Below are 25,561 nucleotides of genomic sequence, written 5' to 3'. Positions count from 1 at the left end.
GTGTGCGATCGGCAATCAACCATCGCGAATCGCGGAAGGCTGCCGCTTCTTTGCGGTCGAATTTGGCCGGCGCCGGCGGAAAACCACGTCAAGTTGGGGAAAACGCAAAAAAAGGAATCGTCTTGATTCCCCGGACTCTTGTCACCGAGTCCTGCTGTCACTAGGTTAGAGAGGAAGATTACGGACTGCATGCGGCGGACCTAGTGACCTTTGACAAATAGAACGTTTCGGCTCCGAAATGATTTCGGAACGCGTTGAAGGATTCGGTCGCCCCCGGATGCGGTGAAAGGGGTACATGACCATGAGCTGGACTGATGAACGCGTCGATAGGCTGAAGAAGCTCTGGGCCGACGGGTTGAGCGCAAGCCAGATCGCGGCCGAGCTTGGCGGCGTCAGCCGAAATGCCGTCATCGGCAAGGTTCACCGCCTCAACCTGCCGGGCCGCGCAAAATCCGGCGGATCGTCCGCATCACGCGCGAAACGGGTTTCCACGGCATCGAGAAGCAGCTACGCCGCGCGCGGCGGCGCCACGCGTTCGATTCCGCGTACCCGCGGCGCAACCGCGCTCAAGCAGGAGGTGATTGCCGATGCCGTCGCCGAGATCGACACACGGCCTGTCGAAGACGTTGTGGTGCCGATTTTCCGCAAGCTGCCACTGACGGAACTCACCGAGAAGACCTGCAAATGGCCGGTCGGCGATCCGCTGCAGGACGATTTCTACTTTTGTGGAGCCGATTGCGACGAAGGCTCTCCCTATTGCACATACCACTCGAAACTGGCCTTTCAGCCGACGGCGGACCGCAAGAGAGTGCGCTAAAGCGCTTCAGACCTGATTGAAGGCAGCTGGCGGGCGACCGCGAGACGCCAGTTGCGAAGCGGCCCTCAGGGGCCGCTTTTTTTGGTTCGTCCGAGCACCAGTGGCGCCAGGAATGTGAGGATGACCAGCCGCCAGACGTGATGCGCGGCGACAAAGGACGGGTCCGCCCCGAGGATAACCGCCATGGCCGCCATGGATTCAACGCCACCCGGCGCAAAGGCAATCAGCACCTGCGGCAAGGGCAGGTCGACGACCTGAATGAGCAGAACCGCGAAGATGATCGTCACCAGGAAGGCGATGAGTGTTATCGCGAAGCCGGCTCCGAAAGCCCGAACCAGGGTTTTGAAGGCGACACCGGAAAAGCGGCTGCCGATCATGGTTCCCATGATGGCAAATGCCGGTATTGCCGCCCACAGCGGAACATGTCCCACGACAAGACCGCTCAAATGGGTGACCGTTGAGAAGATCATGCCGCCAAGAAGCAGCGCTGCCGGAATGCGCAGGCGATGCAGGATGAGACCGATGCACATCGCCAAAAGCAGACTGACGGCCAGCGGGATCAGCGCCATCTTGGCGCCCGGCAATCCCATCTGCGTCGTGTCGTATCCCATCATGCTGACGGCAAACGGGACAATCAGCGTCAATGCCAGGACACGGGTGCTCTGGATGACGCTGATCGAGGCGATGTCGCCGCGCGTGTCGGTGGAGAGGCCGAGAATATAGCTCAGGTGCCCCGGCACCGAAGACAGAAGCGCGGTCTGCCGGTCCTGCCGCCAGAGCCGTCGGAGGGTCACGGTGCCGGCGGCGAATATGACGCAAACGCTGAGAGCAAGGAAAAGAAAACTCAGGGGCCACTGGCGGGCCGTTTCGTAGACTTCCGGCGTGACGCCCGTTCCCATGGACATCCCGATGACGACGAAGCAAACATTGCGCAGGATGTGCGGCACATGGAGCGGCACGCCGGCGACGCACAATATGGTGCAGGCCAATGCGGGTCCGGTCAGGGCGGGAGCGGGAAAGCCGAGCAGGAAGGCAAGAACCGCGCCGGCGGCGCCAGTGGTCAGCGTCAGAAGCGCCGTCAGCGGTTCATTGCCCGGTGTCGCCATGCGAAATAAGCTAACCTCCTTCGCCTGCCCGGTCGGCGCCCTTTCTCATCCGCTGGAAGTTCGCCCACAGCATCGGCGCGAACAGGCAGAACGCGGCGATGATCAAAATGGTCAGCGTCATCGGCCGCTGCCACAGGAACGACCAGCTGTCATTGTTGATCAGCAGCGCGCGCCGCAGGTTCTCTTCCATCATGCCGCCCAGAATAAAGCCAAGGATCATCGGCGCCATCGGAAAATCGAGGAACCGGAGGACCACGGCGATCAGCCCGAACAGCACCATAAGCTGAATGTCGAAGGTGTTGAAGCTGACGAAATAGACACCGATCAGCGAGAAGAACAGGATCAGCGGAAGCAGGAAACGGGACGGGATCGCCAGTATCCTTGCGATATAGGGAATGAGCGGCAGGTTGAGGACCAGAAGCACGATATTGCCGATCCACATGGACACGATGACCGACCAGAATACGGCCGGCTGGTCGATGTAGAGACGCGGCCCCGGCTGGATGCCGTAACCGATGAGCGCGCCGAGCATGATCGCCGTTGTTCCGGATCCGGGAATTCCAAGCGTCAGCAGTGGCACGAACGAGCCCGTCGCGGCGGCGTTGTTCGCCGTTTCGGGCGCGGACAGGCCGCGAATGGAACCCTTGCCGAACTGTTTGCCCTTTTCGGGGCCGGCCAGGCGCTGCTCGGTGCCGTAAGCAAGGAAACTGGCAATCGTCGCGCCGGCACCGGGCAGAACGCCGATGATGAAACCGAGGATGGACGAGCGTCCGATCACCGGCGCCATCTCGCGCGCCTCGGCGCCGGTCACCTTCATGGAGCCGAGATTGGTCGATGCCTCCATCTCCTCCTGGCGCTTGTCGTCACCGGAGGGCTTCAGGATTGCAATCAGCGCCTCGGAAAGCGCGAAGGTCGCCATGACCAGCAGCAGGAACGAAATGCCGTCGGTCAGGTCGATGAGCCCGAGCGTAAAGCGCGGCACGCCTTGCGTCTGGTCGGTTCCGACGGTCGAAAGCATCAGGCCGATCACGGTCATCAACAGGGCCTTGAGCACGTCGCCCTTGCCTGCAAAGGCGGCAACCGCCGTCAGGCCCAGCACCATCAGCGCGAAATAGTCGGCCGAATGGAACGACAGCGACACCGCTGCCAGGAAGGGTGCTGCGACGAGCAGGAAGATCGCGGCGATGACGCCGCCCGAGAAAGATGAGTAGGCGGCGATCGCCAGCGCCTTGCCGGCCTTGCCCTGCTTTGCCAGCGGATAGCCGTCGAACGACGTCGCCACCGTGCTGGCGACGCCCGGCGCATTGATGAGGATCGACGACGTCGAGCCGCCGAATATGGCGCCGTAGTAGACAGCGGCCATGAGGATGATTCCGGTGGCCGGTTCGAGGCTGGCCGCGACCGGGATCATCAGGGCAATGGCCGACATCGGGCCGAGGCCCGGCAGCATGCCGATGAAGGTGCCGATCAGGCAGCCGGCAAAGACGAACAGGATATTGGTGGGTGTCAGGGCGGTTCCAAGACCGATCAGAATGCCTTCAATCATCGTATCAGCCTTTCAGGAACCAGGGCAGCGGCTCGATGAAGACATCGAGACCTTGCGTCATCAAAAGCCAGAAGCATACGACCAAGGGCACCGAAACAAGCAGCAGCTTCACGGGCGAGCGCTCGCCGAGGAGCGCAAAGCCGGCAATCAGGAAAAGCGATGTGGAAATGAGGAAGCCCAGGGGGCGGATCGTCAGCCCGTAGGCGGACATCAGGGCCAGGAACAGCGCCGCCTTGCCCCAGTTGAAGCCGGCAAGCTGCGGACGTTCGTTCGAGCCGGGGAAAATCAGCACCAGGACGGAAAGGCCGATTCCGAGAACCATAAGCACTTCGGGCATGGTCCGGGCCGTGAAGGCGGCCTTGGCCTGAATGGGCAGCAGCGTGATGTTCTGGCTTAAAATGCCATAGGTTATGCAGAAGGCCAGCAGCAGAGTGCCGCCGATCCTGTCCTTGGAAAACAGCATGGAATCCTCCCCCGTGACGGCTCCTCACCGTCTTCGAACTCGGCGGGGCAACACAAGGCGCCCCGCCGCAATTTGTCTGAAATCCGACGAAACGGTTCTCAGAGGAACCCGAGTTCCTTCATGAGTCCGCCGACTTCCTCTTCCTGCTGCTCCAGGAAGGTCGTGAAGTCGTCGCCCGGATTGAAGATCTCGACCCAGCCGTTGCGGTCGCGCACGGCCACCCATTCGGGCGTGGCGTACATGGCCTCGAGCGCGGCTATGTATTGGGCTTTCTTGTCGTCGGACAGGCCCGGGGCGGCAAAGAAACCGCGCCAGTTGACGAAGTTGGTGCCGGTCGAGCCGGATTCGTCGCAGGTCGGCGTGTCCGGGGCGGCATCGAGCCGCTTCAGCGACGTCACGCACAGAATCCGGACCTCGCCCTGACGGGCAAGCTCAAGCGCCTCACCGACGCCGGTGGTCAGCGCCGCGATTTCGCCGGAAAGCAGTCCCGCCATGGCTTTGCCGCCGGCGTCATAGGGAATGTACTTCACGTCGGTCGGGCTTTCGCCGGCATTCTTCATGACCAGCGCCGCAACGAGGTGATCCATGCCGCCCGCCACCGAGCCGCCGCCAATGGCGATATTGGCCGGATCGGCCTTGTAGGCCTCGACGAGGCCGCCAAGGTCCTGGAGGTCAGAGTTCTTGCCGACCACCATCGCGCCATAGTCGCCGATAATGCCGGCGATCGGCGTCAGGTCGCGGAAGGATTGCGGGAACACCTTTTGCAGGGACCGGATAACGATGGGTGTCGAGTTCACCATCAGCGTATCCTGGTCCTTGGTCTCGATGATATGGGCGATGGCCTTGCCGCCGCCGCCGCCCGACATGTTCTCATAGGACGCCGATCCGACGATGCCGGACTTGGTCAATGCCTCACCGGTGCCGCGGGCCGTGCCGTCCCAGCCGCCGCCGGCGCCGCCGGGGATCAGGAACTTGATCTCGTCGACGGTCTGCGCCTGGCCGAGGCCGGCCGATGCGCCGAGCGCGAATACGGATACAGCGAGCGCCGCTGTCAGTTTCTTAAGCATGGAATCCTCCCAGAAATGCTCTTCCCACGCCCGAAGGCGGGCGTATGCCAAGCAAAACAGCAAAAGCTGTCATGAAGCTGACATCGCCCTAATGCCCTATTTGGTGCGCAACGCCTCGTTCCAGCGGGCGATGAAACGGGCGCGCTTGACCTGGTCCAGATAGACGACGAGGCCGGGGCTGATCGAGATCGGCCGAAGCTGGGCGCCGAAGCGTTGCCGCATGGCCGACGCCGTATTCGGCCCCTTGACGTCCGGGTGAAGGGCCGGCAGGCGCACGTCGCGCGCCATGATCGCCTGGCCCTGGCGGGACATCAGGAACGACAGCATGGCTTCGCCGAGTTCGGGGTGTTCGGCGGCCTGCGGCACCATGGCAATGCGCGACATGATCACCGTGAAGTCTTCCGGAAGGATCATGCCGAGATCGGGCTTGCTGCTCGCCCAGCTCTGCGCATAGGAGCCGAGTATGTTGTAGCCGAGCGCGAAACGGCCGTCGGCGACGCGATCGAGAATGGCCGACGAGTTGGAATAGAGCTTCACGCCGGAAGCGCCGAATGCCGATACAAGCTCCCAGATATCGCGGCTGTGCTCCCGGTCGCGGGCAAGAAACAAGAAACCGAGACCTGCACGCTCGATGTCGTATGTCGCAATGCGACCGTAGAACTCTGATTCGGAGGTTTTCAGAAGTTCGATCAGGTCGGCACGGTTGCGCGGCACATCAATGCCTTCAAAGCTCGGCTTGTGATAAACGATCACCGACGGCTCGAAGGTCAACCCGAATGCGGATCGCCGCCAGGTGGCCCAGTCCGGCCAGCCATCGACATCGACACCCGGGACAGGCAGGGCATAGCCGTCATTGACCAGCTTTACCTGCAGGTCCATGGCGGACGAGATGACGAGGTCGGCGGTCCTGCCATCCTCATCGGTCTCACGGATGATGCGTTCGTATATTTCCAGCGATTGCTGCTCCTCATACACCACCGTCACATCCGGGTTTTCGTTCTGAAAAGCCTCAATCAGCGGGCGTGATACCACCTCGTCCAATGTCGAATAGACCGTCAGGACCCGCTCCGGGTCGTTGGTGCCGTCGACGGGCGCAAAGGTCTCGGCGCGCGCCGCACCGACCGCGGCCAGAAAGCAGAAAACAAGCGTAGCAAGTCGCATGAAGCGACATTGCCCGGCAAATAGGACATTCACAAGAGCCAATTGAATATCTAACCTCTGCCGTGGAGGAACCATGCGTATCCTGATCGTGGAGGACAACCGCAAGCTCGCGGAAGGACTGAGGACGCTGCTGTCCGAGAGCGGCTATGCCGTCGATTGCGTGGCCGACGGCGATTCGGCGTTGTCGGCGGCCAAAGCGCTCGACTACGATCTCGTCGTTCTTGATCTCAGCCTGCCGCATATGGACGGGCTGGACGTGCTGCGTGAATTGCGGTCCGGCAGGATTGCAGTGCCTGTGCTCATCCTGACCGCCCGCGACGGCCTCGAGGATCGTATTCGCGGTCTCGATCTCGGCGCGGATGACTATCTGACCAAGCCCTTTGAATGGGGCGAGTTGGAGGCGCGCGTACGGGCGCTGATCCGCCGCGCCAAGGCGGTGCGTACATCGGTCATCGAAGCCGGATCGATCACCTTCGACCTGAGGAGCGGACAGGTGCTGGCGGGCGACACTGCGCTGGAGATTCCGGCCCGGGAGACCGGTGTGCTGCGGGCGCTGCTCCTGGCCAACGGACGGATATTGAGCAAGGGGCAACTGATCGAATCGCTCAGCAGTTTCGACGAGGACATCAGCGAGAATGCCATCGAGCAATATGTCAGCCGCCTGCGGCGGCGTCTCGCCGAATACGGCATATCGATCAAGGCGGCCCGTGGTCTCGGCTACTATCTGCGCGCGGCGGACGAAAAGTGACAGAGCGCAGCTCCAGGTCCTCCTATTCCATCCGAACGCGCCTGCTTCTGTGGCTGCTTGTGCCGCTGGTGGCCATCGGGCTGCTGGCGCTGCTCGATTCCTACCGGTCGGCACGCGAAACGGCCGACGAGATCGCCGACCGCGTTCTGGCCGGGTCCGCGCTTGCCATCGCCGAGCGGATTTTCGTCAATGACGACGGATTGCTCGAGGTCGATATTCCCTATGTCGCGCTCGAAATGCTGACGTCGTCCGAGGAAGACCGTGTCTTTTACCGGATCGAGGGCGGCGGATCGGAATTCATCACCGGATACAAGCAACTGGCCGTTCCGGACACCATCGACAGGGTTGAGCGCAACCTGCGTTTCGCCGATGGCCGCTTTCGCGGAGCGCCCATCCGCATGGCCGTCCTGAACGATGCGGCCGCCTCCGATACCGTGTCCCTGGCCTATCGGGTCATAATCGCTGAAACGACCAATGCGCGAAACAAGATCGCGCGTGACATCCTGCTGCGCTCGGCGTTGCGCCAGGGTCTTCTCATCATCACCGCCGCACTTGTCGTGTGGTTTGCGGTAACGCGTGCACTGCGACCACTCTACCGCCTGCAGGAGGCGGTCGGACGCCGCAGCCCGGATGATCTCAGGCCTATCGAACATCGTGTGCCAGGCGAAGTGAGCGGGCTGGTCGCGACCATCAACGATCTGGTCAGGCGTTTCGGATCATCGATTTCGGCGCTGCGCAACTTTACCTCGAATGCGAGCCATCAGCTGCGCACGCCGCTTACCGTCATGCGTACGCAACTGGAGCTCGCCAGCAGGGCCAGGACCGACGCCGACCGCGAAGCAGCACTCAAGGAGACCGACAATGCAATCGGCGAGGCCGAGCGGGTGCTGTCGCAATTGCTGCTGCTGGCGCGCATCGATTCAACCGCCGGGGACGATCTTGCCCGGCACAAATGCGACATTGCGGCGATTGCCCGTGAAATCTGCGAGGATCTGATCTCCGGCAACCTGCCTGCCGATATCGATCTGGGTTATGAGGGCCCGGAGCGCCTGGAGATCGCTGGCGACGAGGTGCTGACGCGCGAGATGATACGCAATGTCATAGACAATGCGATCGTGCATGGCGGACGTCCTGTCGAAATCACTGTCCGCGTCCGTCCGGAGGAACGGCGGGCAACGATAGAGGTGGAAGATACCGGCGCCGGCATCGATCCGCAGCAGATGCAAACGCTGCTCAGCCGCTTCCAGCGCGGCTCCGAGGCCTCCGAGGGCAGCGGTCTCGGGCTGGCGATCGCAAAGGAGATCGCCGAATTGTTCGGCGGCACTCTGACGTTGGACACGCCGGCCAATGGCTGTGGTTTGCTTGTGCGCATGCAACTCCGAATGACCTGAATCCTGAATTCTCGACCGGTCCGTTGTATTTAGTTCTATATCGTATTATATAGTACGAAATCGAACTAAAGGAGTGAATCATGTCCATCAGCAGACGAAAGGCCCTCGCGATCGTCGGCGGAGGCACCATTGTCGCAGCCACCGCAGCGTCGGGCCTTTTTGCAGCAACGCGGCGCCCCGAGCGCGCCCTGGCGCCATGGTCCGGCGCGGGCGAACCCATGGAACCGCGCCGCAATGCCCTTTCATACGCCATCCTCGCGCCCAATCCGCACAATCGCCAACCCTGGCTGGTGGAACTTGAAGGTTCGAACACGATTATCCTGCACCGCGACACCGAACGCGACCTTCCCGAAACGGATCCCCATGCGCGGCAACTGACCATCGGCCTCGGCTGTTTTCTCGAACTCATGACCATCGCCGCCGCGCAGACCGGGCACGCGGTCGATCTCGATGTCTTTCCGGATGGAGAAAGCGGTCCTGTAGCAGTTGCCCGGTTCCGGGACGGCGCCAGCCCCGATCCGCTTTTTGCCCATGTCCTGGAGCGCCGTTCCTGCAAGGAGCCCTATAGCGACCGGGCGGTGCCGAATGAGATGATCACGCAACTGGGGCCGCTGGCGGACATACGAACCGACCCGCAGGAGGTCGCTGCAATCCGGGAGCTGACATGGCAGGCCTTCCGCGTGGAGATATTCACACCGCGCACCATGCAGGAGAGCGTCGACCTGATGCGCTTCGGCAAGTCGGAAATCAACGCCAATCCCGATGGAATCGATCTCGGCGGGCCGTTCCTCGAGGCGCTGATGCTGGCGGGCATGCTGAGCCGGGAAGCGCAGAGCGACCCGAATTCCACCGGTTTCAAGGAAGGCGTGCGAATGTATCAGGAGATGCTGCATGCGACGCCGGCCTATGCGGTGCTGACGACGCCCGGCAATGCGCGCTCCGACCAGATTGAGGCCGGACGCCGCTGGCTGCGGCTGAACCTCACGACAACGGCGCTTGGCCTGTCGCTGCATCCGGTCAGCCAGGCCCTGCAGGAGTTCGCCGAAATGAAACCCCATTACGACGAAGCACACAGGCTGCTTGCGGAAGCTGGCCATACGGTGCAGATGCTTGGTAGGCTCGGATTCGGACCGACCGTTCCGCCCTCGCCCCGATGGCCGCTGGAAACCAGGATAATCGATGGATAGCAGGACCCTTTCGCTTTATTTCAGCCTGTTCAATGAAGTGGGCATCATCGCCCAGCTCAGCCGTGCCCTTTTCGAGGCGCGGCTGCCGAAAGGTTTCCTTGTCTCGCATTTTTCCGTCCTCAATCATCTGATCCGGGTCCGGGACGGTCAGACCCCCCTGCAGATTGCCAACGCCTTCCAGGTCCCGAAAACCACCATGACCCACACATTGTCTGTGCTGGAGAAACACGGCCTCATCGAGATGCGCCCCAATCCGCAGGACGGGCGCAGCAAATGTGTCTGGCTGACGCAGGCGGGTCGCACATTCCGTGAGGACGCCATCGCCGGCATGGGACCGGACATGGTCGATCTGGCAACACAGTTTTCGCCGGAATATGTGGGCGAAGTCGTTCCGAAACTCAGCGAGATTCGCAAATTCCTCGACGCACGGCGCGACGATTAGAGCGTGCCTGGCCTAGACTGGAACATTTGATGGCGGAAAATCGGTTCAGTCGGATATCCTCCAGCGCCAGAAGTTCGTTCCAGCGTTCCTTGGAATAGCCTTCAGGAAACTCGGAGGTTTTCGAAAGCTTGGCCTCGGTCTCTTCGAGACTTTTCTGCGGATCCTCGTTTTCCGCTTTCAGCTCGTCTCGCTTGGTGCGGTTGGTCTTGTTGGCTGTGGACAGGCCGCGCACATCAGGGTGCTCTTCGAGGCCTTCGATTTGCAGCAGGAACTTGCCGGACTTTTCGTCCTTCGCATAGTTTTCTTTCATCTCGTCGGACAGATCATCCAACGAATCAAGCATGACTGGGATGGGCATCGCCTCATCACTCCTAGGTTGCCGGCATCGCCGGCGGTTACTGTTTCTGGGTTGCGGGTGGCGCGCACACGCCCCGCCGCTCTGGCGAACGACGGATCACCGGCAGAACCGGTGAATTCTGAAAATCATTGTTGGGTTACAGCAGCCGGGTAACCTTGCCCCGGCTGAGGCAATGGACGCAGTAGAGACCCGGAGTGCTGTCGATCAGTTTGCCGTCGGCAATCATTGGGCTCGCCTGGCCTTCGTATGTCAGTGACGTTGCAACGCCTGTCTCGGCTTCGCAGACCTGACAAGTCAGTTGCTCGACTTCGCCGCGCTTCCTGGCGCGATAGGATTTCGGTTTTCCGTCGCCTTTGACGACGCGGAACCGTTGCAACTCGTTACTCATGCGGCATATAGGTGTGAGGCAGAGGGCTTGACGATGTCCCAATTGGCCGGGATCACCCGAGAGATCATCTGCTCTTGAAACTCGGCCTCGTAGGCCGCAAGCGCCCTCAGTTCACTCCCCAGCTCCTTGCGCAGCGCGGCATAGGCTTCCTTGTTGACCTCGCGCACGGCCTCTAGAAGCTTCTCCAGACGCCGCTGGCTGAAGGTCCTTGATCCCGTGGTCGGGTCGTACTTAAGCAACCTTGCCACGATGTCTTCATCGACTCGTGCGAGGAGATTGATTATCTTGCGAATTACACCGTTCGACAGGCGTTGAATGCCTACTTGATGCCGCACACTGGCGTCCAGTAGGTCCTCATTGGCCGTCATGAACCGCTCCATCGGTGCAAGAAAAGAACCCAATGGGGTTGTAATTGAGTACCCAATGGGTTATATGTGGTCATGCAAACAGTCGCCGATGCGCCCTTGCAAGCAGTCGTTGAAGCACCCTCGTTCCGCAGGACAGCGTCAGCATTCCTCTCGGAGGAGGAAATCCAGGCGGTCCTTCTGGTGTTGGCTGCGAACCCGTTCAAGGGGCGCCTGATCAAGGGTGCAGGCGGTGTTCGAAAAGTCCGTATCCCCGCGAAGGGAAAGGGCAAGAGCGGTGGTGCTCGGGTGGTATACTACTGGTACAGCGACGATGAACCCATCCATGCGTTGCTTGCATACCCGAAGAACCAAAAGACGGATCTGACGCCTGCTGAGGCGAAGATCGTTGCGGAGATTGCCAAGCAGATCGCCGCCGAAGCCAAGAGGAAAAAGCCATGACCAAGTTTGGAGACGACCTTATTCAGGCCATGAGCGAGGCCCTTGCCCATACCCGTGGCGAAGACGTCCCGGGTGCGGTGGTGCACGAAATCGATACCAACAACATCGATCCGCGTGCGATCCGCGACACCCTCGACCTCACACAAGAACAAATGGCGCGTCTGTTCGGTATCAGCTTGTCCGGCTACAAGAAATGGGAGCAGGGTGAGCGCGCTGTTCCTGGCCCAGCGCGTCAATTGATGCGTGTTGTGCAGAAGGAGCCAGAGGCTGCTCTGCGTGCTCTACTGGCCGGCTGACCTGCTGATCAGCAGGCAGTCGATCCCTTCGCCCATCGCTGGAAACTGTCGGAAAACCGGTCCTTGAACCGTTCCCGAGACACGACCGTCACCTTGGTCCCAGATCCCTGTCGCTCGACTTTTGCCGTCGCGTAGAAATCCTTGCCGACATTGTTCAGGTAGAAATCGATCTCGCCATACCCCAGCTCACTGTAGAGCTGTGCGTCGACATCCCAGGACGCCTGACTGGACAGCACGATGCCGCGTGTCAGGCACTGGCTCGCTGTCTTGCTGATGTTCCGGTAGACCTGCTGATAGTTCTGGCTGACTGTAAAGGTCCGCTTGTTGCTCGAACTCTCCACCAGGTCCTGTGAGCTTGAAACGCAACCCGACAGGACCAGAGCACACAGGCCAACAATTGCTGGCACGGACGAAAACACACCGTCTCTCATACGCAATACTCCATAGATTCGCTGAACATACCCCACAGGAGCGTTCTATCATAGCGGGTGCTGTCGGCAATCTCGCGCCGAGGTGGGACTGGCTCCGATCTTCAGGCTCGGAGCTGGCCCAGTGCTATATGGCTCTGTCGGAACCCAACATGTATGGCCTTCACGGTAGGGATTGCCATGAATGCATCACAGGCTGGTTCGTTGTGTCTAGTCGAAAGTCCGTTCTTTCTCCATTCGGCGAAGCGTCTGGATCGGCTTTTCGCCCGGCGGATGGTGAGGGCCGGGGCCAAGTGCGGCGGAGCCCCGGCCTCGCAACGATCGACAGCACGAGGAACCATCAATTTCGCTGCTTCTGCCTCATTGCATGAGGCGTGGCTTTCATGATGGGGCTACGGCCGTTACACCTTAACGGCTTGGCCCACCGCCTCTCGCGCGATTGGGCGGGCGATATTCGCCTTCGGAGAGTGCCATCCTCTCGACCAAGCCGATCCATCATGAAACTGGAGCGGACTGAGGGAATCGAACCCATCCTTGGCGGCTTGGAAGGCCGTTAGCTCACCATGAGCAAATCCGCTTTAACTTTTTAGTTGTCTTTCTGGTCTGCTGGTTGCAATTCATCCGCGTGCGAGTCTTAATTGTATTTGCCAAATAATCACAACAGGGGGATGTGTCATGAAACTAGCAATACTGACCTTTGTCTTCGCAGCGCTTTTGCTTCCCGCAAACGCTGGTGCAGAAAAAAAAGAGGGGGTTGTCGCCACGGGATACTGCGACAGCGACAAGTTCAAATTCTACGCTGGTACCGGCGAACCAGACAAAGACTACTTCCTTTACAATGGTGCTGAGCCCAGGACCCTTGTCGTCTGCTCGACCGGCGACTACCCATCTTATTTCGAACTTGGTGCCGGCAACCAAACACGAAGAGTGCCGGTTCACGCCGATCGGTGCATAATCGTGAATACAACCTCGTTGCGCGTGGAGAATGTGAAGGGCAAAGAGGCGGAAGGCTGCTTTCAGATCGTACCGGAGTAGCATCCGACAGAACATTGGGCCCGCTTCATAGCGACGGAGTGATCAATCTCTGTCCCATCCGCGGGCCCTCTCTCAGGGTGTTTCCTGAAAAAGTTGATGATGCAGGCTCAGAACGACCTGCCCGAGCCTGTCTGCGCGCTCGCGATCACCGCGCGCAACGGCAATCGCTCGCTCGAAGCAAGCGTACTCCAATTCCTGCCGAAGGCGGTGCTTGCGGAACCAGCTGCGAATTCTGCCGATCATAAACCTACTCGTCAGTGTTATCGTCGTCATCGGCGGCGGCGCCATTGCCGAGGTCGGCGGCGCCATCATTGGTCGGCGGCGGAATCAACGACGGATCTTCGGCGATACGATCTTCCTCTTCCTCAAAGGTGACATCGTCGCTGATGATCTCGCCGCGCTGCAGATTGTCGAATAGCGTCTGTTTCGAATAGGCGCCGGACTGCCAGCCTTGGACCAGACCGACGATTTCCTGCGGTGATAGAGACCGGTCAATGAAATCCAGGTTCGGAGCGACATTGACGGCTTCCGGATCAGATCCCGCCCAGGTGGCGACGAATTTGAGAACCTGTTCGATCGCGCCGGCCGAGTTGATCGCAACCTGCTTGATCGTCGATGTCTCGCTACCGATAGGCGCGTCGCGCAGCGCGATGTGGGGCATCGGGCAAGCGGCGCAACAACGCCGATGGGCCGATTTTCCCCACCCTGGAAAGGAACAAGTCATTGGAAAGCATCGTTGAACGGGCAGGGCGATTTTGCCCCTCTGGCGTCGTTGGCTTGCACTTGTGGTGGAGTGGCACCACGGCGTGCAACCGTCTAGCCAGAAACCAAAATCGCTACGGTCAAATGCGTCAAACTAACCATAACTCGCTCTAGTTCTCGAGCGAGTAACCGGCGCCCCGCACGGTGCGGATGACATCGCGCATGTTGGAAAGATTGAGCGCCTTTCGAAGCCGCCCGACATGCACGTCGACCGTGCGCTCGTCCACATAGATGTCGTGACCCCAGACACCATCGAGAAGCTGGGAGCGCGAGAATACGCGCGTCGGCGATGTCATGAAGAACTCCAGAAGCCGGAATTCCGTCGGCCCCAGCTTGATCTCGCGGCCGCGCCGGTAGACGCGATGGGTCTCGCGGTCGAGCTCGATATCGCCGCTCTTGAGCACGGTCGAGATCGATTCCGGCTTGACCCGGCGCAGTAGCGCCCGCACGCGCGCCATCAGTTCGGGCGTCGAGAACGGCTTGACGACATAATCGTCGGCACCGGTCGACAGGCCGCGCACCCGCTCGCTCTCTTCGCCGCGCGCGGTCAGAAGAATGATCGGCAGCCTTTCGGTCTCGGGCCGCACCCGCAGGCGCCTGCACAGTTCGATGCCGGACAGGCCGGGCAACATCCAGTCGAGGATCAACAAATCCGGTACGCGCTCCTGAAGCTTGAGTTCAGCCTCGTCGCCGCGCAACACGGTCTCGACATCATATCCCTCGGCCTCGAGGTTGTAACGCAACAGGACGCTGAGCGCCTCTTCGTCTTCAACGACGGTAATATGCGGTGCTATGCCCATAAGAATTCTCCAGCGGCAACCCGTTCGGGCACGACAGCCTAGTCTCCGGCACCGACAGTCGCGGTCTCGTCGTCCTTCGGCCGATCATTGACCAGTTGGTCGCCGGTCGCAATGTAGTAGACCACTTCGGCAATATTGGTGGCGTGGTCGCCGATCCGCTCGATGTTCTTGGCGCAGAAAAGCAGATGCGTACAAGCGGTGATATTGCGCGGATCTTCCATCATGTATGTCAGCAATTCGCGGAACAACGAGGTATAGATCGCATCGATCTCGTCATCGCGCTCGCGAATCGAATTGGCCATTTCGGCGGAGCGCTGCGAGTAGGCGTCGAGCACTTCCTTGAGCTGTGTCAGCGCAAGTTCGGCCAGATGATCGAGACCGCGAACCAGCTTTTTCGGCTGGGCCATGCCCTGAACCGCAAGCACGCGCTTGGCGATGTTCTTGGCCATATCACCGACCCGTTCCAGATCGGCGGCGATGCGGATCGCTCCGATCACGTCGCGCAGGTCCGCGGCCATCGGCTGCCGCTTTGCGATGATCAGAACAGCCTTTTCGCCGATCTGCCGCTCGGCGTCGTCGAGCAGGAGATCGTCAGAAATCACCTTCTGGGACAGAGCCGGGTCGGAATTGACCAGCGAGACGACAGCTTCTTCCAGCATCCGTTCTGCCACGCCGCCCATTTCGGCGATGCGGCGGACCAGATACTGCAGGTCCTCGTCGTAGGACGTGACTATATGCGCTGCAAGCGACGCCTGGTTGGATTCGTCGGTCATGATCGTTCCTGTCTCGACAAGATCAGCCAAATCGGCCGGTTATGTAGTCCTGCGTACGCTGATCGTCCGGATTGGTGAACATTTTGTCGGTATCACCCTCTTCGACGAGGTTGCCGAGGTGGAACATCGCCGTGCGCTGCGAGACACGCGCGGCCTGCTGCATGGAGTGGGTGACAATGACGATGGTGAAATTCTGGCGCAACTCGTCGATCAGTTCCTCCACCTTGGCGGTGGCGATCGGGTCGAGTGCCGAGCACGGCTCGTCCATCAGGATCACTTCCGGGCTGACGGCAATGGCGCGGGCGATGCACAGGCGCTGCTGCTGACCGCCGGAAAGACCGGTTCCGGGCGAGGTGAGACGGTCCTTGACCTCTTCGAACAGGCCGGCCTTGCGCAGGCTCGTTTCGACGATCTCGTCGAATTCGGACTTGGTTCTTGCCAGACCGTGAATGCGCGGGCCGTATGCGATGTTCTCGTAGATCGATTTCGGAAAGGGGTTCGGCTTCTGGAACACCATCCCGACCCGGGCGCGCAGTTCGACCACATCGACGGATGCATCGTAGATGTCGCCGCCATCGAGTGTGATGCTGCCCTTGACCTGGCACGTGTCAATCGTGTCGTTCATGCGGTTGAGGCAGCGCAGGAAGGTGGATTTACCGCAACCGGATGGTCCGATCAGCGCGGTGACCTGGTTCTTCCGAATGTCCAGGTTCACGTCGTAAAGAGCCTGCGAGTCGCCATAATAGACACACACCATGCGGCCTTGCATCTTGACGGGCGGCTGGGAATCAACCTTGGCACCAACCGCTTCTTCAACCGCTGCTTCAGACATCATGTTCATCCTCAAGACCCCATTTATTCGGTTTTTGCACCCAAGAGGGGTACGCGCAACCGCAGCAATACAACATTACCCAACCAACGCTCCGTTACCAACGACGCTCGAACCGGTTCCTCAGGAAGACGGCAAGCCCGTTCATCAGGACAAGAAAGCCGAGCAGCACAAGAATGGCCGCAGATGTGCGCGAGACGAACCCGCGCTCCGGGCTGTCCGCCCAGATATAGATCTGCGTCGGCAGCGCGGTGGACGCCGAGAACACACCCTCGGGCGGGCTTGTAATGAACGCATTCATTCCGATCAGCAGCAGCGGCGCCGTTTCGCCCAGCGCCTGTGCGAGACCAATGATCGTACCGGTCAGGATGGTCGGCATGGACAGCGGCAGCATGTGGTGCAGGATCGCCTCGTGCCGGGACGCCCCGATGCCGAGCGCCGCTTCCCTGATCGACGAGGGAACCGAACGCAGGGCCGCGCGGGTGACGATGATCATCGTCGGCAGCGTCATCAGCGAAAGCACCATGCCGCCGACGAGCGGCGCGGAACGCGGCAGGCCGAACCAACCGAGGAACACCGCAAGTCCAAGCAGGCCGAAAACCACGGACGGCACGGCGGCCAGATTGTTGATGTTGATCTCGATAATATCCGTCAGCCGGTTCTTCGGCGCGAACTCCTCAAGATAGATCGCTGCCGCTACACCCACCGGGAAACTGATCAGGAAACAGACCAGCAGCGCCCAGAAGGACCCCGAAATGGCGCCGGCAAGACCCGCGAGTTCGGGGAAGCGCGAATCCGGGTTGAGGATCAGGCCCCAGTTGAAGGGCTTGGACACGACGCCGGATGCCTGGAGCTTGTCAAACCAGCCGATCTGCTGGTTGCTGACGCGGCGGCGGTCCTCGGGCGTGTCACGCGAGATCTGCCCCTTGGCGAACTGGTCCAGCGGATCGGAGAACGGAATTTTGAACTCGAAAGACTTGCCGATCAGATCCGGGTTGGCGATCACGTGGTCGCGCACCAGGAACGGAGCCGACGAGGTGAACATCTGGAAATAGGCGCGCCGGTCGGAGCGCGGAATCTCCGTCGGCTCAAGCGCCAGCAGCGAACTGCGCACTATGTTGCGCCAAGGCGCTCCCATCAGATCGTCGGCCGAAACTTCCGCGGACGACAGGTCAATCGTGACGCGCGCCTTGGTTTGCACGAATGCCGAGGCTCCGGTGTAGAGCAGCGTTGCGACAAGCAGGAAAAGAAACCCGATCGCGAAGGTGATCGCCGCGACGCCGTAGCGCTGGAGACGGCGGTCGGCCGCGTAGCGCTTGCGGCGACGGGCCGCCATTTCGTCGGAATCCCAAACCGGGCGATGGATCGTTTCTTCGGCGCTGGACATTAGTAGCTCTCCCGGTACTTGCGCACGATGCGCAGCGCGATCAGGTTCAGGAACAGGGTGATGATGAACAGCATCAGTCCAAGTGCGAAGGCCGCGAGTGTCTTCGGATTGTCGAACTCGGAGTCGCCGATCAGAAGGGTCACGATCTGCACGGTCACCGTGGTCACGGAATCGAGCGGATTGACCGTCATCTTGGCGATCAGGCCCGCGGCCATCACGACGATCATCGTCTCACCGATGGCGCGGCTCAGCGCAAGAAGCACACCCCCGACAATGCCTGGCAGCGCGGCCGGCAGAAGCACCTTTCGGATGGTCTCGCCCTTGGTTGCGCCGACGGCGAGCGATCCGTCGCGGATCGCCTGCGGCACGGCGGCAAAGGCATCGTCCGACAGCGACGAGATAAACGGTATCAGCATGATGCCCATGACACCGCCGGCCGCGATGGCGCTGTTGGGGGCCACATCGAGGCCGATGCTGATACCCGCCTGACGCAAAGCCGGCGCGACGGTCAGGACCGCGAAGAAACCGTACACCACCGTCGGAATTCCGGCGAGGACTTCCAGCATCGGCTTGACGACGGCGCGGAAGCGCGGCGAGGCATACTCCGTCAGATAAATGGCCGACAGAATGCCGACCGGCACGGCCACCGCCATGGCCAGGAAGGAGATCAGGATGGTGCCGACGAAGACCGGGATCGCACCAAAAGCGCCCTGCCCGGCGATCTGGTCCTCACGCAGGGGAATCTGCGGCTCCCACCGAATACCGAAAAGGAAATCGGTGACCGGGACGCGCTCGAAGAACAGGTAGGCCTCATACAGAAGCGATGCGACAATTCCCAGGGTCGTCAGGATGGCCACCGTCGAGGCGAAGATCATGAAGATCGTCACCGACCGTTCGAAGCTGTGGCGCGCAAGGAACCGCTTGGACACGGAGGTAACAGCCAGACCCGCGCCGGCCAGAGCGATGATGACAACCGCGGCGCCAAGCAGAAGGTTTGCCGTCGCGTTCAGCGAGTGGAACCGCTCGACGGCAGCAGTGATTTCAGGTGTCGGCTCACGGAAGATATTGCCGACGGCCACCTGTCTGATTTCGCTGAGCAGCAGATCGCGCTCCGCACCGGTCATCGCATCGGCGCCGGGATAGGCGCTCATCAACAGCATGTCGATGACCGAACCCTCGAACAGAAGCCAGAGGAGAATAAAGATAAATGCCGGTATGGCTGTATAAACCAGGGCGTTGAGACCGTGATAGATCGGCCGGGAATGGAGACCGCGGGCGTCGTTCCCCGCTATGGCGACGGCGCGGCGCGATGCAATGAAATAGGCTATGGTCGCCGCGATAATCAGAAATAGAAACAGATACGCAATCATTTCGTCCCCTCACCCCAAAAGGAATTGCCCCGGCCGTTTGGCCGGGGCAATCGAAACAAGGCTTACATGGACAGCTTTGAAGCGTTCAGGACGTTGTCCTGGGTCTGCTTGCGAGCCGTGTCATCAAGCGGGGTCAGGCCGCGTTCGGCGAGGTAGCCGTCCGGGCCGAGAGCTTCCTCGGACATGTACTCTACGATGAAGTCCTTCATGCCGGGGATGACTTCGCGGTGTGCGTTCTTGACGTAGAAGAACAGCGGACGCGAAACCGGGTAGGAACCATCGGCGATGGTGGCAAAGTCCGGTGCGACACCGTTGATCTTCACGCCCTTGAGCTTGTCGGCGTTCTCGTAAAGGAACGAGTAACCGAAGATACCGATTGCATTCGGATCGGCTTCAAGACGCTGAACGATCAGGTTGTCGTTCTCACCGGCTTCGATGAAGGGGCCGTCCTGACGCATGCGCGAGCACTTTTCTTCCCACATGCCCTTGTCGGCCTTCTTCAGGTCTTTCATGCCAGGCAGCGCGTTGCAGCCGTCATGCATGGCCAGCTCGACGAAAGCGTCGCGCGTGCCGGAGGTCGGGGGCGGACCGAAAGCAACGATCGCAGCGTCCGGAAGCGAAGCGTCGATGTCAGACCACTTCTGGTTCGGGTTGGCGACGAAGCCGCCATTGCCGTCCGGAAGCTCGGCGGCGAGCGCCCTGAAGATCTGCTCTTCGGTCAGGTCCCAGTCCGTATCGTTGCTGCGCGATACAGCGATGGACAGGCCGTCATAACCGATCAGGGCCTCGGTGATGTCGTCAACGCCATTGTCGGCGCAGAGCTTCTTCTCGGAGTCCTTGATCGCACGCGAAGCGCCGGTGATATCAGCATGATCGGGGCCGATACCGCCACAGAACACTTTGAAACCACCACCGGTTCCGGTCGATTCTACAACCGGAGCAGCACCGCCGGTCTTGTTGGAATATTCTTCCGAAACGGCCTGGGTGTACGGAAAAACAGTCGAAGAGCCGACGATCTTGATCTGGTCGCGGGCCGCGGCAGCGCCAGTGAAGGCGGCCGAAGCCACCAGAGCGGCAGCGGTTATTTTAAGCGTTTTCATAGAATTCTCTCCCGTCAACAGGGTCTGTTTGATGCGCCCACAATGACGCAGCCCGTAGGTCTACTGGCACCCGACTCTTAACAGCCGGCCCAACGCAGTTTTATGACAGTACAATTACAAGTTTGTGACAGGTTAATGCGTTGTTTTCATGTGTTATTTTATTGATACGCCAAATCTGCTCAACGTCCCGAATTGCCGAATTTGACAATGAATTCCGATCCTTCGCCGACGGTTGAATGCACCACCAGCCTGGCGCGGTGGCGGGTGAGGATATGCTTGACGATCGCAAGGCCGAGACCTGTCCCCTTCTTCGACCGGCTTGCCTCGACACTGACCCGGTAAAAACGCTCCGTCAGGCGCGGCACATGCTCACGCGGTATGCCTGGCCCGTAATCCTTGACGCTGACTTCAACGCCTTTTCCCGTGCCATCGGCAGCACTCAACGTAACATCGATCGTTTTACCGCTTCGGCCGTATTTGCAGGCGTTCTCCATCAGATTTTCAAACACCTGGATCAATTCGTCGCGATCGCCGGCGACGATGAGCGGCCCTTCCGGCGCATTGGTCCGGATCGTCACGCCGAGATCAGCGGCCAACGGCCGAAGGGAATCGGAGATATGGTCGATCAGCGGAACCAGGTCGACCTCGTCGGTCGGCACCATGTGGGCCTTCAGTTCGAGACGCGACAGCGACAGCAGGTCGTCGACGAGCCGGGTCATGCGGCCGGCCTGTTCGAACATGATGCCCAGGAACCGTTCGCGCGCCTCCGGATCGTCCTTGGCCGGACCCCGCATGGTTTCAATGAAGCCGGAAAGCGAAGCCAGCGGCGTGCGCAGTTCATGGCTCGCATTGGCGATGAAATCGGAGCGCATGCGGTCCATGCGGCGCGATTCGCTCTGGTCGCGGAAGGTGAGCATGTAAAGCTCGCTGCCGCCCTTCATGTCGGCGATTTCGACCATCGGCGCGATGCGCACGCGGAACCAGCGCTCCGAGGGGACCTTCTCGACATGTTCGATGGAATAGGTGCCGCCGGTGTTCATCGCCTTGCGCACCATGTTCAGTATTGCCGGCGGGCGCAGGAGCGACGACAGATGCGCGCCCTCCTTCATCGCACCGAATTGCTGCACCGCGGCCCGGTTGAGATATTTCAGCGTGCCGCCAGGCGCCAGGATGAGCGCCGGATCGTCGAGCGCCTCACAGGTGGTGAAGACGATCGATTCCAGCGGCGCGCGCGCCTCCTGGCGCAGCAACCGCTCACGCTTGCGCGCCTCGCGCGAGCGCGTCGGCATGCCGGCGGCCAGAAAGACGAGCGTCAGCCCAAGCAGCGCCTGCCAGAGCGCGACCGTCGTGAACATCGAGGCCAGCAGCGCCAGGACGGCAGCGACGACAAGGATGAAGCGGGCATCATAGAGACGCTGTACTATTCTCTGGACGTATTCGTGCATGCGTGCCGACGTGTGTACTCCAATAATCTTCGTCGTGTCCACTTGCGCCACTTTGCCTTCTGTCGCCATTGCGTTGAAATAGAACAATCCGAAAGGTGTGTATCGGCACTACACAAACCGGGTGACAAATGCATGAATCCCGGGGGTGGATAACACGGATTGCACATAGCCGAACCATCACGGTTACGACGAAACGGAAACAAACGGGAAAACACCATGAGCAACAATGCGGGCGAGCGGGCGGTGGATCTTGTCATCGACGGGAAGAAACGGCGGTTCGACATCGACGATCCGGAGCTTCCGGGCTGGGTCAAGAAGAAGGCGCTCGAATCGGAAAACTATCCCTATGACGACAAGCTCGACAAGCGCGATTACGCAGGTCAGCTTGAAGCCCTTCAGATCGAACTGATCAAGGTCCAGTCATGGCTGCGGGATACCGGTGAACGGGTGATCGTGGTCTTCGAAGGCCGCGATGCCGCCGGCAAGGGCGGCTCGATCAACGTCACGCGGGCCTATATGAGCCCGCGCACGGCGCGCATCGTCGCGCTGCCCAAGCCGACGGAGCGCGAGCGCGGCCAGTGGTATTACCAGCGCTATGTCGACCATTTTCCGACCACCGGCGAATTCGTTCTCTTCGACCGCTCCTGGTATAATCGAGCCGGCGTCGAGCCGGTCATGGGTTTCTGCAGCGACATGGAGCACAGACGTTTTTTGGCCGAGACTCCCGATTTCGAGCGCCTGCAGGTGCATGACGGCGTTCATCTGTTCAAGTTCTGGCTGAATATCGGCCGCGAAATGCAGCTCGAGCGGTTTCATGACCGGCGTCACAATCCGCTGAAGGTCTGGAAATTGTCGCCGATGGACATCGCCAGCCTCAACAAATGGGACGACTACACCAAAAAGCGCAACATGATGCTGGAGCACACGCACTCCGATCACGCGCCCTGGACCGTGGTGCGCGCCAACGACAAGCGGCGGGCACGCATCAATCTCCTGCGGCACCTTCTCTTGACGCTTCCCTATAGCGGCCGCGACAAGGGGGCGATCGGCGAGATCGACGAAAAGATCCTCGGCTTCGGACCGGATTTTCTGACAGACTGACCTATTGCGGGCGCATGCGGATGGCGTAGATATCAACCCCGAGCCCTTTGCCGGTGACGTCGCTGTTAAGCGCCAGGAATCCGGACGCGCCGTCCGCCGCCCTGCCGGTCAGGTCGATGCTGAAGACGATATCGCCGGTCTCGTAGTTCACGTCGAAACGGTGGCGGCCGCAGCTGCCGTCTCCGGCCAGTTCGCATTTGACATAGATCTGGGTCGGCTCCTCGGTGCTCGAGCGCAGCGTTATCGCCACCAGCGATTTCTGCCCGGCGAGGTTGCGAAGGACAGCCGGGCTCAGCTCGAACAGAATCTCGCCCGCCACGCCCGGGTCAGCGGAAACCGACTGCAGCGCTTGCGCGCCATTGCTCTCGACCACGACAGCGGTCGCGGCGCCGCGGCCGGATACGCCTGAAATGTTGTCGGGCGTGAAGACCTCGATCCAGTCGCCGGAAAAGGTGCCGTCAGCGGGCGGATTGCCGGCAAAATCGCCGCCCTCGATCTTGGCCGGCGGATTGGGGACGCTGGTATCGCGCTGCTCTTCGCTGAGAAAAATGCCGCTGTAGACAGCCCACAGGATGCCGATGCCGAGAAACGAGATGACCAGCGCGCTGACAAGGATCAGGGAGAAGACCGGACGGCGCCGCTTCTGCCTCTTCTGCTTGCCGGGCCGTTGCGCGGCACCGATGCTTTCACCAAGCAGATCCATGTCCGGCAAGGATGCGTCTGCACGCTTCTTTTTCCGTCGCTTGTTCTTACCGGGCGGCGGCGGATCCACCGGCCCGACGCTTTCGACATCCAGATTACCGCCGATCTCGGGCTCGGGTTCAGACCAGCGGATGCGCTCCTTGGGCGGGCGCTTCTGCGCGGCAGGCTTTGCGGGTGGCCGTTGTGGCTGTTGTCTTGCCGTTGGGCGCGGCGGTGGTGGTGGCGGCGGTTCCGGCAGTGGCGGCGCTTCCGGCTCGATGTCCTGGATTTCCGGCTTCGGCGCGCGCCGCACGGGGCGCGGCTGCGGTTCGGGCTCCAGCGGCGCGATGTATTCCGCTTCGATTTCCGCGATGAGATCCTGCAGGCGGCGGTTTTGCGCGGCCGCGGCGTCGCTTCCCCAAATTCCCTGTTTGGCCTGACTGTTGGTCAAGGCGTCACGGGCCGACTGGTAAACCCGTTCGCGCAGCTTCGCATTGGTGCCGTCAATCTTCTGCAGCGCCTTGCGGATCGCCGTCTCAAATGCCTTCACGCGCAACTCCAGTCAGCCGGCCGCCCCGACGGTCGGCTCGATCGGCATCCGCGGTCGGTCTTCGGCTGTGGTCCTGTCCCCGAATCTCTCATAACAGTTGCGGCCGCAATTAAAAACCCGGACCGCGGCACTGATCCGCAGGCATTCACATCGCAGTCCATAAGCCGGTACGCAGGGCAATGCGCCGGTGACTGAGAATTAGTGCTTTTCACGTCAGGCAAGGTCTGCTACCCCGTGTTTACGTTTCCGTAAACGTCAATTAACAGGACCATCGCTCCATGACGCTACCCGCGATCTTGAAGGACAATCTTCGTCTGCCCGTCATCGGCTCGCCGCTTTTCATCATCTCGCATCCGCCGCTGGTCCTCGAACAGTGCAAGGCCGGCATCGTCGGCTCCTTTCCCGCGCTCAACGCGCGGCCGGAGGCGCAGCTCGACGAGTGGCTGGCGCAGATCACCGAGGAACTGGCCGGCTACGACGCGCAGAACCCGGATCGCCCCGCCGCACCTTTCGCGGTCAACCAGATCGTTCACCGCTCCAATTCGCGGCTCGAGCACGATCTTCAGATGTGCGAGAAATACAAGGTGCCTATCGTCATTTCATCGCTCGGCGCCGTGCCGGAGGTCAATGAGGCGATTCACTCATATGGCGGCATCGTGCTGCACGACATCATCAACAACCGGCACGCAAAATCGGCCATCAAGAAGGGCGCGGACGGGCTCATCGCGGTGGCGGCGGGTGCCGGCGGCCATGCCGGGCCGCTTTCGCCCTTTGCCCTGGTGCAGGAGATCCGCGAGTGGTTCGACGGGCCGATCGCGCTTTCGGGGGCGATTGCCAATGGCCGGTCGGTGCTTGCCGCGCAGGCGATGGGCGCCGATCTTGCCTATATCGGCACGCCCTTCATTGCCACCGAAGAGGCCCGCGCCGTCGACGACTACAAACGGATGATCGTCGAGAGCGCGGCCGCCGACATCGTCTATTCGAATTTCTTTACCGGCATCCACGGAAACTATCTGAAGCCGTCCATCGCCAAGGCCGGAATGGATCCCGACAACCTTCCCGAAGCCGACCCGTCGAAAATGAATTTCGACGAAAAGCAGACAGGTGCAAAGGCCTGGAAAGACATCTGGGGTTCCGGCCAGGGCATCGGCGCGGTCAAGGAAGTCCGGCCAGCGGCCGAATTCATCGCCCAGATCGACCGGGAATACCGCAAGGCCCTCGAGGACCTGATGGCGGTCACGGCCGTCTCCGGCCATACCGGCAGTTTTCCCGCCGCCGGCCAATTTGGCTGAATTTGCATCTTGAAATGTCGGGCGATAGCAGGTAATCGCCCTGCATCCTTTTCTGCCGCCTCGGCAGCGGGCCGCTGTAGCTCAGTTGGTAGAGCACGTCATTCGTAATGATGGGGTCGGAGGTTCGAGTCCTCTCAGCGGCACCAGTCAGCCATTTGTCCGACCCGGAGACATAGGTAACGGTTTGTACCGGAGACATGGGTTACAACCTCGTGCCGAACGGGTTGTCGAT

The 25,561-nt window shown here is 60.8% G+C and carries 28 protein-coding genes and 1 tRNA gene; 11 read left to right on the top strand and 18 right to left on the bottom strand.

Annotated features, from left to right (window positions below):
• The first annotated feature begins 301 nt into the window (after positions 1-301).
• The gene (locus OOZ53_RS21920; RefSeq protein ID WP_271091880.1) at positions 302-817 is read left to right on the top strand and encodes a GcrA family cell cycle regulator; all 516 of its coding nucleotides are present in this window, start codon (positions 302-304) and stop codon (positions 815-817) included.
• Between the two features lie 65 nt (positions 818-882).
• Here the strand turns inward: OOZ53_RS21920 and OOZ53_RS21915 are convergent, their stop codons facing one another.
• From OOZ53_RS21915 to OOZ53_RS21895, 5 genes are all read right to left on the bottom strand, one after another.
• Positions 883-1,923 (bottom strand): AbrB family transcriptional regulator, encoded by a 1,041-nt coding sequence (locus OOZ53_RS21915; RefSeq protein WP_271091879.1) that lies wholly within the window; start codon positions 1,921-1,923, stop codon positions 883-885.
• Between the two features lie 10 nt (positions 1,924-1,933).
• Complete coding sequence (locus tag OOZ53_RS21910) at positions 1,934-3,469, bottom strand: tripartite tricarboxylate transporter permease (protein WP_271091878.1); 1,536 nt, start codon at positions 3,467-3,469, stop codon at positions 1,934-1,936.
• 4 nt (positions 3,470-3,473) lie between these two features.
• A complete protein-coding gene (locus OOZ53_RS21905; RefSeq protein WP_271091877.1) occupies positions 3,474-3,932 on the bottom strand; it encodes a tripartite tricarboxylate transporter TctB family protein in 459 nt (152 codons plus the stop codon).
• Positions 3,933-4,030: 98 nt separating this feature from the next.
• Positions 4,031-4,999 (bottom strand): tripartite tricarboxylate transporter substrate binding protein, encoded by a 969-nt coding sequence (locus tag OOZ53_RS21900; protein WP_271091876.1) that lies wholly within the window; start codon positions 4,997-4,999, stop codon positions 4,031-4,033.
• A 96-nt stretch (positions 5,000-5,095) separates the two neighbouring features.
• A complete protein-coding gene (locus OOZ53_RS21895; RefSeq protein ID WP_271091875.1) occupies positions 5,096-6,160 on the bottom strand; it encodes an ABC transporter substrate-binding protein in 1,065 nt (354 codons plus the stop codon).
• A gap of 73 nt (positions 6,161-6,233) precedes the next feature.
• Between OOZ53_RS21895 and OOZ53_RS21890 the strand changes: the two genes are divergently transcribed.
• From OOZ53_RS21890 to OOZ53_RS21875, 4 genes are all read left to right on the top strand, one after another.
• Positions 6,234-6,908, top strand: coding sequence for a response regulator transcription factor (locus OOZ53_RS21890; RefSeq protein WP_271091874.1), 675 nt, complete (start codon positions 6,234-6,236; stop codon positions 6,906-6,908).
• The gene (locus OOZ53_RS21885; protein WP_271091873.1) at positions 6,905-8,299 is read left to right on the top strand and encodes a sensor histidine kinase; all 1,395 of its coding nucleotides are present in this window, start codon (positions 6,905-6,907) and stop codon (positions 8,297-8,299) included. Before OOZ53_RS21890 ends, OOZ53_RS21885 begins: the two co-directional genes overlap by 4 nt.
• Before the next feature lie 80 nt (positions 8,300-8,379).
• On the top strand, positions 8,380-9,486 hold the full coding sequence (locus OOZ53_RS21880) for an Acg family FMN-binding oxidoreductase (protein ID WP_271091872.1): 1,107 nt from the start codon (positions 8,380-8,382) through the stop codon (positions 9,484-9,486).
• Positions 9,479-9,928, top strand: a complete 450-nt coding sequence (locus tag OOZ53_RS21875) for a MarR family winged helix-turn-helix transcriptional regulator (RefSeq protein WP_271091871.1) — start codon at positions 9,479-9,481, stop codon at positions 9,926-9,928. The genes OOZ53_RS21880 and OOZ53_RS21875 overlap by 8 nt, the downstream gene beginning before the upstream one ends.
• Here the strand turns inward: OOZ53_RS21875 and OOZ53_RS21870 are convergent.
• From OOZ53_RS21870 to OOZ53_RS21860, 3 genes are all read right to left on the bottom strand, one after another.
• Positions 9,885-10,286, bottom strand: a complete 402-nt coding sequence (locus OOZ53_RS21870) for a hypothetical protein (protein ID WP_271091870.1) — start codon at positions 10,284-10,286, stop codon at positions 9,885-9,887. The two genes, OOZ53_RS21875 and OOZ53_RS21870, sit on opposite strands and share 44 nt — an antisense overlap.
• A 136-nt stretch (positions 10,287-10,422) precedes the next feature.
• Positions 10,423-10,674, bottom strand: a complete 252-nt coding sequence (locus OOZ53_RS21865) for a hypothetical protein (protein ID WP_271091869.1) — start codon at positions 10,672-10,674, stop codon at positions 10,423-10,425.
• Positions 10,671-11,042 (bottom strand): hypothetical protein, encoded by a 372-nt coding sequence (locus tag OOZ53_RS21860; protein WP_271091868.1) that lies wholly within the window; start codon positions 11,040-11,042, stop codon positions 10,671-10,673. The genes OOZ53_RS21865 and OOZ53_RS21860 overlap by 4 nt, the downstream gene beginning before the upstream one ends.
• A 72-nt stretch (positions 11,043-11,114) precedes the next feature.
• Here OOZ53_RS21860 and OOZ53_RS21855 point away from each other — a divergent pair, with 72 nt between their 5' ends.
• On the top strand, positions 11,115-11,480 hold the full coding sequence (locus OOZ53_RS21855) for a type II toxin-antitoxin system RelE/ParE family toxin (RefSeq protein ID WP_271091867.1): 366 nt from the start codon (positions 11,115-11,117) through the stop codon (positions 11,478-11,480).
• The gene (locus OOZ53_RS21850) at positions 11,477-11,776 is read left to right on the top strand and encodes a helix-turn-helix domain-containing protein (protein WP_271091866.1); all 300 of its coding nucleotides are present in this window, start codon (positions 11,477-11,479) and stop codon (positions 11,774-11,776) included. Before OOZ53_RS21855 ends, OOZ53_RS21850 begins: the two co-directional genes overlap by 4 nt.
• Before the next feature lie 8 nt (positions 11,777-11,784).
• Here the strand turns inward: OOZ53_RS21850 and OOZ53_RS21845 are convergent, their stop codons facing one another.
• Entirely contained in the window at positions 11,785-12,207 is a 423-nt protein-coding gene (locus OOZ53_RS21845; RefSeq protein ID WP_271091865.1) for a hypothetical protein, read from the bottom strand.
• 672 nt (positions 12,208-12,879) lie between these two features.
• On the opposite strand from OOZ53_RS21845, the gene OOZ53_RS21840 reads away from it, so the two are divergent.
• Positions 12,880-13,239 (top strand): hypothetical protein, encoded by a 360-nt coding sequence (locus OOZ53_RS21840; protein WP_271091864.1) that lies wholly within the window; start codon positions 12,880-12,882, stop codon positions 13,237-13,239.
• A 247-nt stretch (positions 13,240-13,486) separates the two neighbouring features.
• Here OOZ53_RS21840 and OOZ53_RS21835 read toward each other — a convergent pair whose 3' ends face one another.
• The 8 genes from OOZ53_RS21835 to phoR all read right to left on the bottom strand — a co-directional run bounded on the left by OOZ53_RS21835 (position 13,487) and on the right by phoR (position 21,705).
• Complete coding sequence (locus tag OOZ53_RS21835) at positions 13,487-13,900, bottom strand: hypothetical protein (RefSeq protein WP_271091863.1); 414 nt, start codon at positions 13,898-13,900, stop codon at positions 13,487-13,489.
• 211 nt (positions 13,901-14,111) lie between these two features.
• Entirely contained in the window at positions 14,112-14,795 is a 684-nt protein-coding gene (gene phoB / locus OOZ53_RS21830; protein ID WP_271091950.1) for a phosphate regulon transcriptional regulator PhoB, read from the bottom strand.
• A gap of 44 nt (positions 14,796-14,839) precedes the next feature.
• Entirely contained in the window at positions 14,840-15,574 is a 735-nt protein-coding gene (gene phoU, locus OOZ53_RS21825) for a phosphate signaling complex protein PhoU (RefSeq protein ID WP_271091862.1), read from the bottom strand.
• A 22-nt stretch (positions 15,575-15,596) separates the two neighbouring features.
• Positions 15,597-16,415 (bottom strand): phosphate ABC transporter ATP-binding protein PstB, encoded by an 819-nt coding sequence (gene pstB, locus OOZ53_RS21820; protein ID WP_271091861.1) that lies wholly within the window; start codon positions 16,413-16,415, stop codon positions 15,597-15,599.
• A gap of 85 nt (positions 16,416-16,500) precedes the next feature.
• On the bottom strand, positions 16,501-17,790 hold the full coding sequence (gene pstA / locus OOZ53_RS21815) for a phosphate ABC transporter permease PstA (RefSeq protein WP_271091860.1): 1,290 nt from the start codon (positions 17,788-17,790) through the stop codon (positions 16,501-16,503).
• Entirely contained in the window at positions 17,790-19,160 is a 1,371-nt protein-coding gene (pstC, locus tag OOZ53_RS21810; RefSeq protein ID WP_271091859.1) for a phosphate ABC transporter permease subunit PstC, read from the bottom strand. The genes pstA and pstC overlap by 1 nt, the downstream gene beginning before the upstream one ends.
• 62 nt (positions 19,161-19,222) lie before the next feature.
• Complete coding sequence (locus tag OOZ53_RS21805) at positions 19,223-20,260, bottom strand: PstS family phosphate ABC transporter substrate-binding protein (protein WP_271091858.1); 1,038 nt, start codon at positions 20,258-20,260, stop codon at positions 19,223-19,225.
• Positions 20,261-20,439: 179 nt separating this feature from the next.
• Positions 20,440-21,705: a phosphate regulon sensor histidine kinase PhoR gene (phoR, locus tag OOZ53_RS21800; protein WP_271091949.1), complete on the bottom strand. Its 1,266-nt coding sequence runs from the start codon at positions 21,703-21,705 to the stop codon at positions 20,440-20,442.
• Between the two features lie 216 nt (positions 21,706-21,921).
• Here phoR and ppk2 point away from each other — a divergent pair, with 216 nt between their 5' ends.
• Positions 21,922-22,806 (top strand): polyphosphate kinase 2, encoded by an 885-nt coding sequence (gene ppk2, locus OOZ53_RS21795; RefSeq protein ID WP_271091857.1) that lies wholly within the window; start codon positions 21,922-21,924, stop codon positions 22,804-22,806.
• A gap of 1 nt (position 22,807) precedes the next feature.
• On the opposite strand, the gene OOZ53_RS21790 is transcribed toward ppk2, so the two are convergent.
• Positions 22,808-24,037, bottom strand: coding sequence for a hypothetical protein (locus tag OOZ53_RS21790; protein WP_271091856.1), 1,230 nt, complete (start codon positions 24,035-24,037; stop codon positions 22,808-22,810).
• A 278-nt stretch (positions 24,038-24,315) separates the two neighbouring features.
• On the opposite strand from OOZ53_RS21790, the gene OOZ53_RS21785 reads away from it, so the two are divergent.
• Together OOZ53_RS21785 and OOZ53_RS21780 are read left to right on the top strand one after the other, a co-directional pair.
• Positions 24,316-25,329, top strand: coding sequence for an NAD(P)H-dependent flavin oxidoreductase (locus OOZ53_RS21785; RefSeq protein ID WP_271091855.1), 1,014 nt, complete (start codon positions 24,316-24,318; stop codon positions 25,327-25,329).
• A gap of 70 nt (positions 25,330-25,399) precedes the next feature.
• Positions 25,400-25,475, top strand: a tRNA-Thr gene (locus OOZ53_RS21780).
• Positions 25,476-25,561: the final 86 nt, after the last annotated feature.

It is taken from the genome of Allohoeflea poritis, assembly GCF_027889715.1.
GTDB classification, from domain to species: Bacteria; Pseudomonadota; Alphaproteobacteria; order Rhizobiales; family Rhizobiaceae; genus Hoeflea_A; species Hoeflea_A poritis.
The sequence above is the reverse complement of the archived record's forward strand: the minus strand, read 5'-3'. Positions and strand labels throughout refer to the sequence as shown.

Bases quoted from the DNA above. Each gene is read 5' to 3' on its own strand.
- OOZ53_RS21855 (WP_271091867.1), top strand. From the start codon at position 11,115: ATGCAAACAGTCGCCGATGCGCCCTTGCAAGCAGTCGTTGAAGCACCC.
- OOZ53_RS21895 (WP_271091875.1), bottom strand. From the start codon at position 6,160: ATGCGACTTGCTACGCTTGTTTTCTGCTTTCTGGCCGCGGTCGGTGCG.
- OOZ53_RS21785 (WP_271091855.1), top strand. From the start codon at position 24,316: ATGACGCTACCCGCGATCTTGAAGGACAATCTTCGTCTGCCCGTCATC.
- OOZ53_RS21865 (WP_271091869.1), bottom strand. From the start codon at position 10,674: ATGAGTAACGAGTTGCAACGGTTCCGCGTCGTCAAAGGCGACGGAAAA.
- OOZ53_RS21860 (WP_271091868.1), bottom strand. From the start codon at position 11,042: ATGACGGCCAATGAGGACCTACTGGACGCCAGTGTGCGGCATCAAGTA.
- OOZ53_RS21890 (WP_271091874.1), top strand. From the start codon at position 6,234: ATGCGTATCCTGATCGTGGAGGACAACCGCAAGCTCGCGGAAGGACTG.
- phoU (WP_271091862.1), bottom strand. From the start codon at position 15,574: ATGACCGACGAATCCAACCAGGCGTCGCTTGCAGCGCATATAGTCACG.
- phoR (WP_271091949.1), bottom strand. From the start codon at position 21,705: ATGCACGAATACGTCCAGAGAATAGTACAGCGTCTCTATGATGCCCGC.
- pstC (WP_271091859.1), bottom strand. From the start codon at position 19,160: ATGATTGCGTATCTGTTTCTATTTCTGATTATCGCGGCGACCATAGCC.
- pstB (WP_271091861.1), bottom strand. From the start codon at position 16,415: ATGAACATGATGTCTGAAGCAGCGGTTGAAGAAGCGGTTGGTGCCAAG.
- OOZ53_RS21905 (WP_271091877.1), bottom strand. From the start codon at position 3,932: ATGCTGTTTTCCAAGGACAGGATCGGCGGCACTCTGCTGCTGGCCTTC.
- OOZ53_RS21845 (WP_271091865.1), bottom strand. From the start codon at position 12,207: ATGAGAGACGGTGTGTTTTCGTCCGTGCCAGCAATTGTTGGCCTGTGT.
- ppk2 (WP_271091857.1), top strand. From the start codon at position 21,922: ATGAGCAACAATGCGGGCGAGCGGGCGGTGGATCTTGTCATCGACGGG.
- OOZ53_RS21805 (WP_271091858.1), bottom strand. From the start codon at position 20,260: ATGAAAACGCTTAAAATAACCGCTGCCGCTCTGGTGGCTTCGGCCGCC.
- OOZ53_RS21900 (WP_271091876.1), bottom strand. From the start codon at position 4,999: ATGCTTAAGAAACTGACAGCGGCGCTCGCTGTATCCGTATTCGCGCTC.
- OOZ53_RS21910 (WP_271091878.1), bottom strand. From the start codon at position 3,469: ATGATTGAAGGCATTCTGATCGGTCTTGGAACCGCCCTGACACCCACC.
- OOZ53_RS21875 (WP_271091871.1), top strand. From the start codon at position 9,479: ATGGATAGCAGGACCCTTTCGCTTTATTTCAGCCTGTTCAATGAAGTG.
- pstA (WP_271091860.1), bottom strand. From the start codon at position 17,790: ATGTCCAGCGCCGAAGAAACGATCCATCGCCCGGTTTGGGATTCCGAC.
- OOZ53_RS21870 (WP_271091870.1), bottom strand. From the start codon at position 10,286: ATGCCCATCCCAGTCATGCTTGATTCGTTGGATGATCTGTCCGACGAG.
- OOZ53_RS21920 (WP_271091880.1), top strand. From the start codon at position 302: ATGAGCTGGACTGATGAACGCGTCGATAGGCTGAAGAAGCTCTGGGCC.
- OOZ53_RS21850 (WP_271091866.1), top strand. From the start codon at position 11,477: ATGACCAAGTTTGGAGACGACCTTATTCAGGCCATGAGCGAGGCCCTT.
- OOZ53_RS21915 (WP_271091879.1), bottom strand. From the start codon at position 1,923: ATGGCGACACCGGGCAATGAACCGCTGACGGCGCTTCTGACGCTGACC.
- OOZ53_RS21840 (WP_271091864.1), top strand. From the start codon at position 12,880: ATGAAACTAGCAATACTGACCTTTGTCTTCGCAGCGCTTTTGCTTCCC.
- OOZ53_RS21880 (WP_271091872.1), top strand. From the start codon at position 8,380: ATGTCCATCAGCAGACGAAAGGCCCTCGCGATCGTCGGCGGAGGCACC.
- OOZ53_RS21835 (WP_271091863.1), bottom strand. From the start codon at position 13,900: ATGCCCCACATCGCGCTGCGCGACGCGCCTATCGGTAGCGAGACATCG.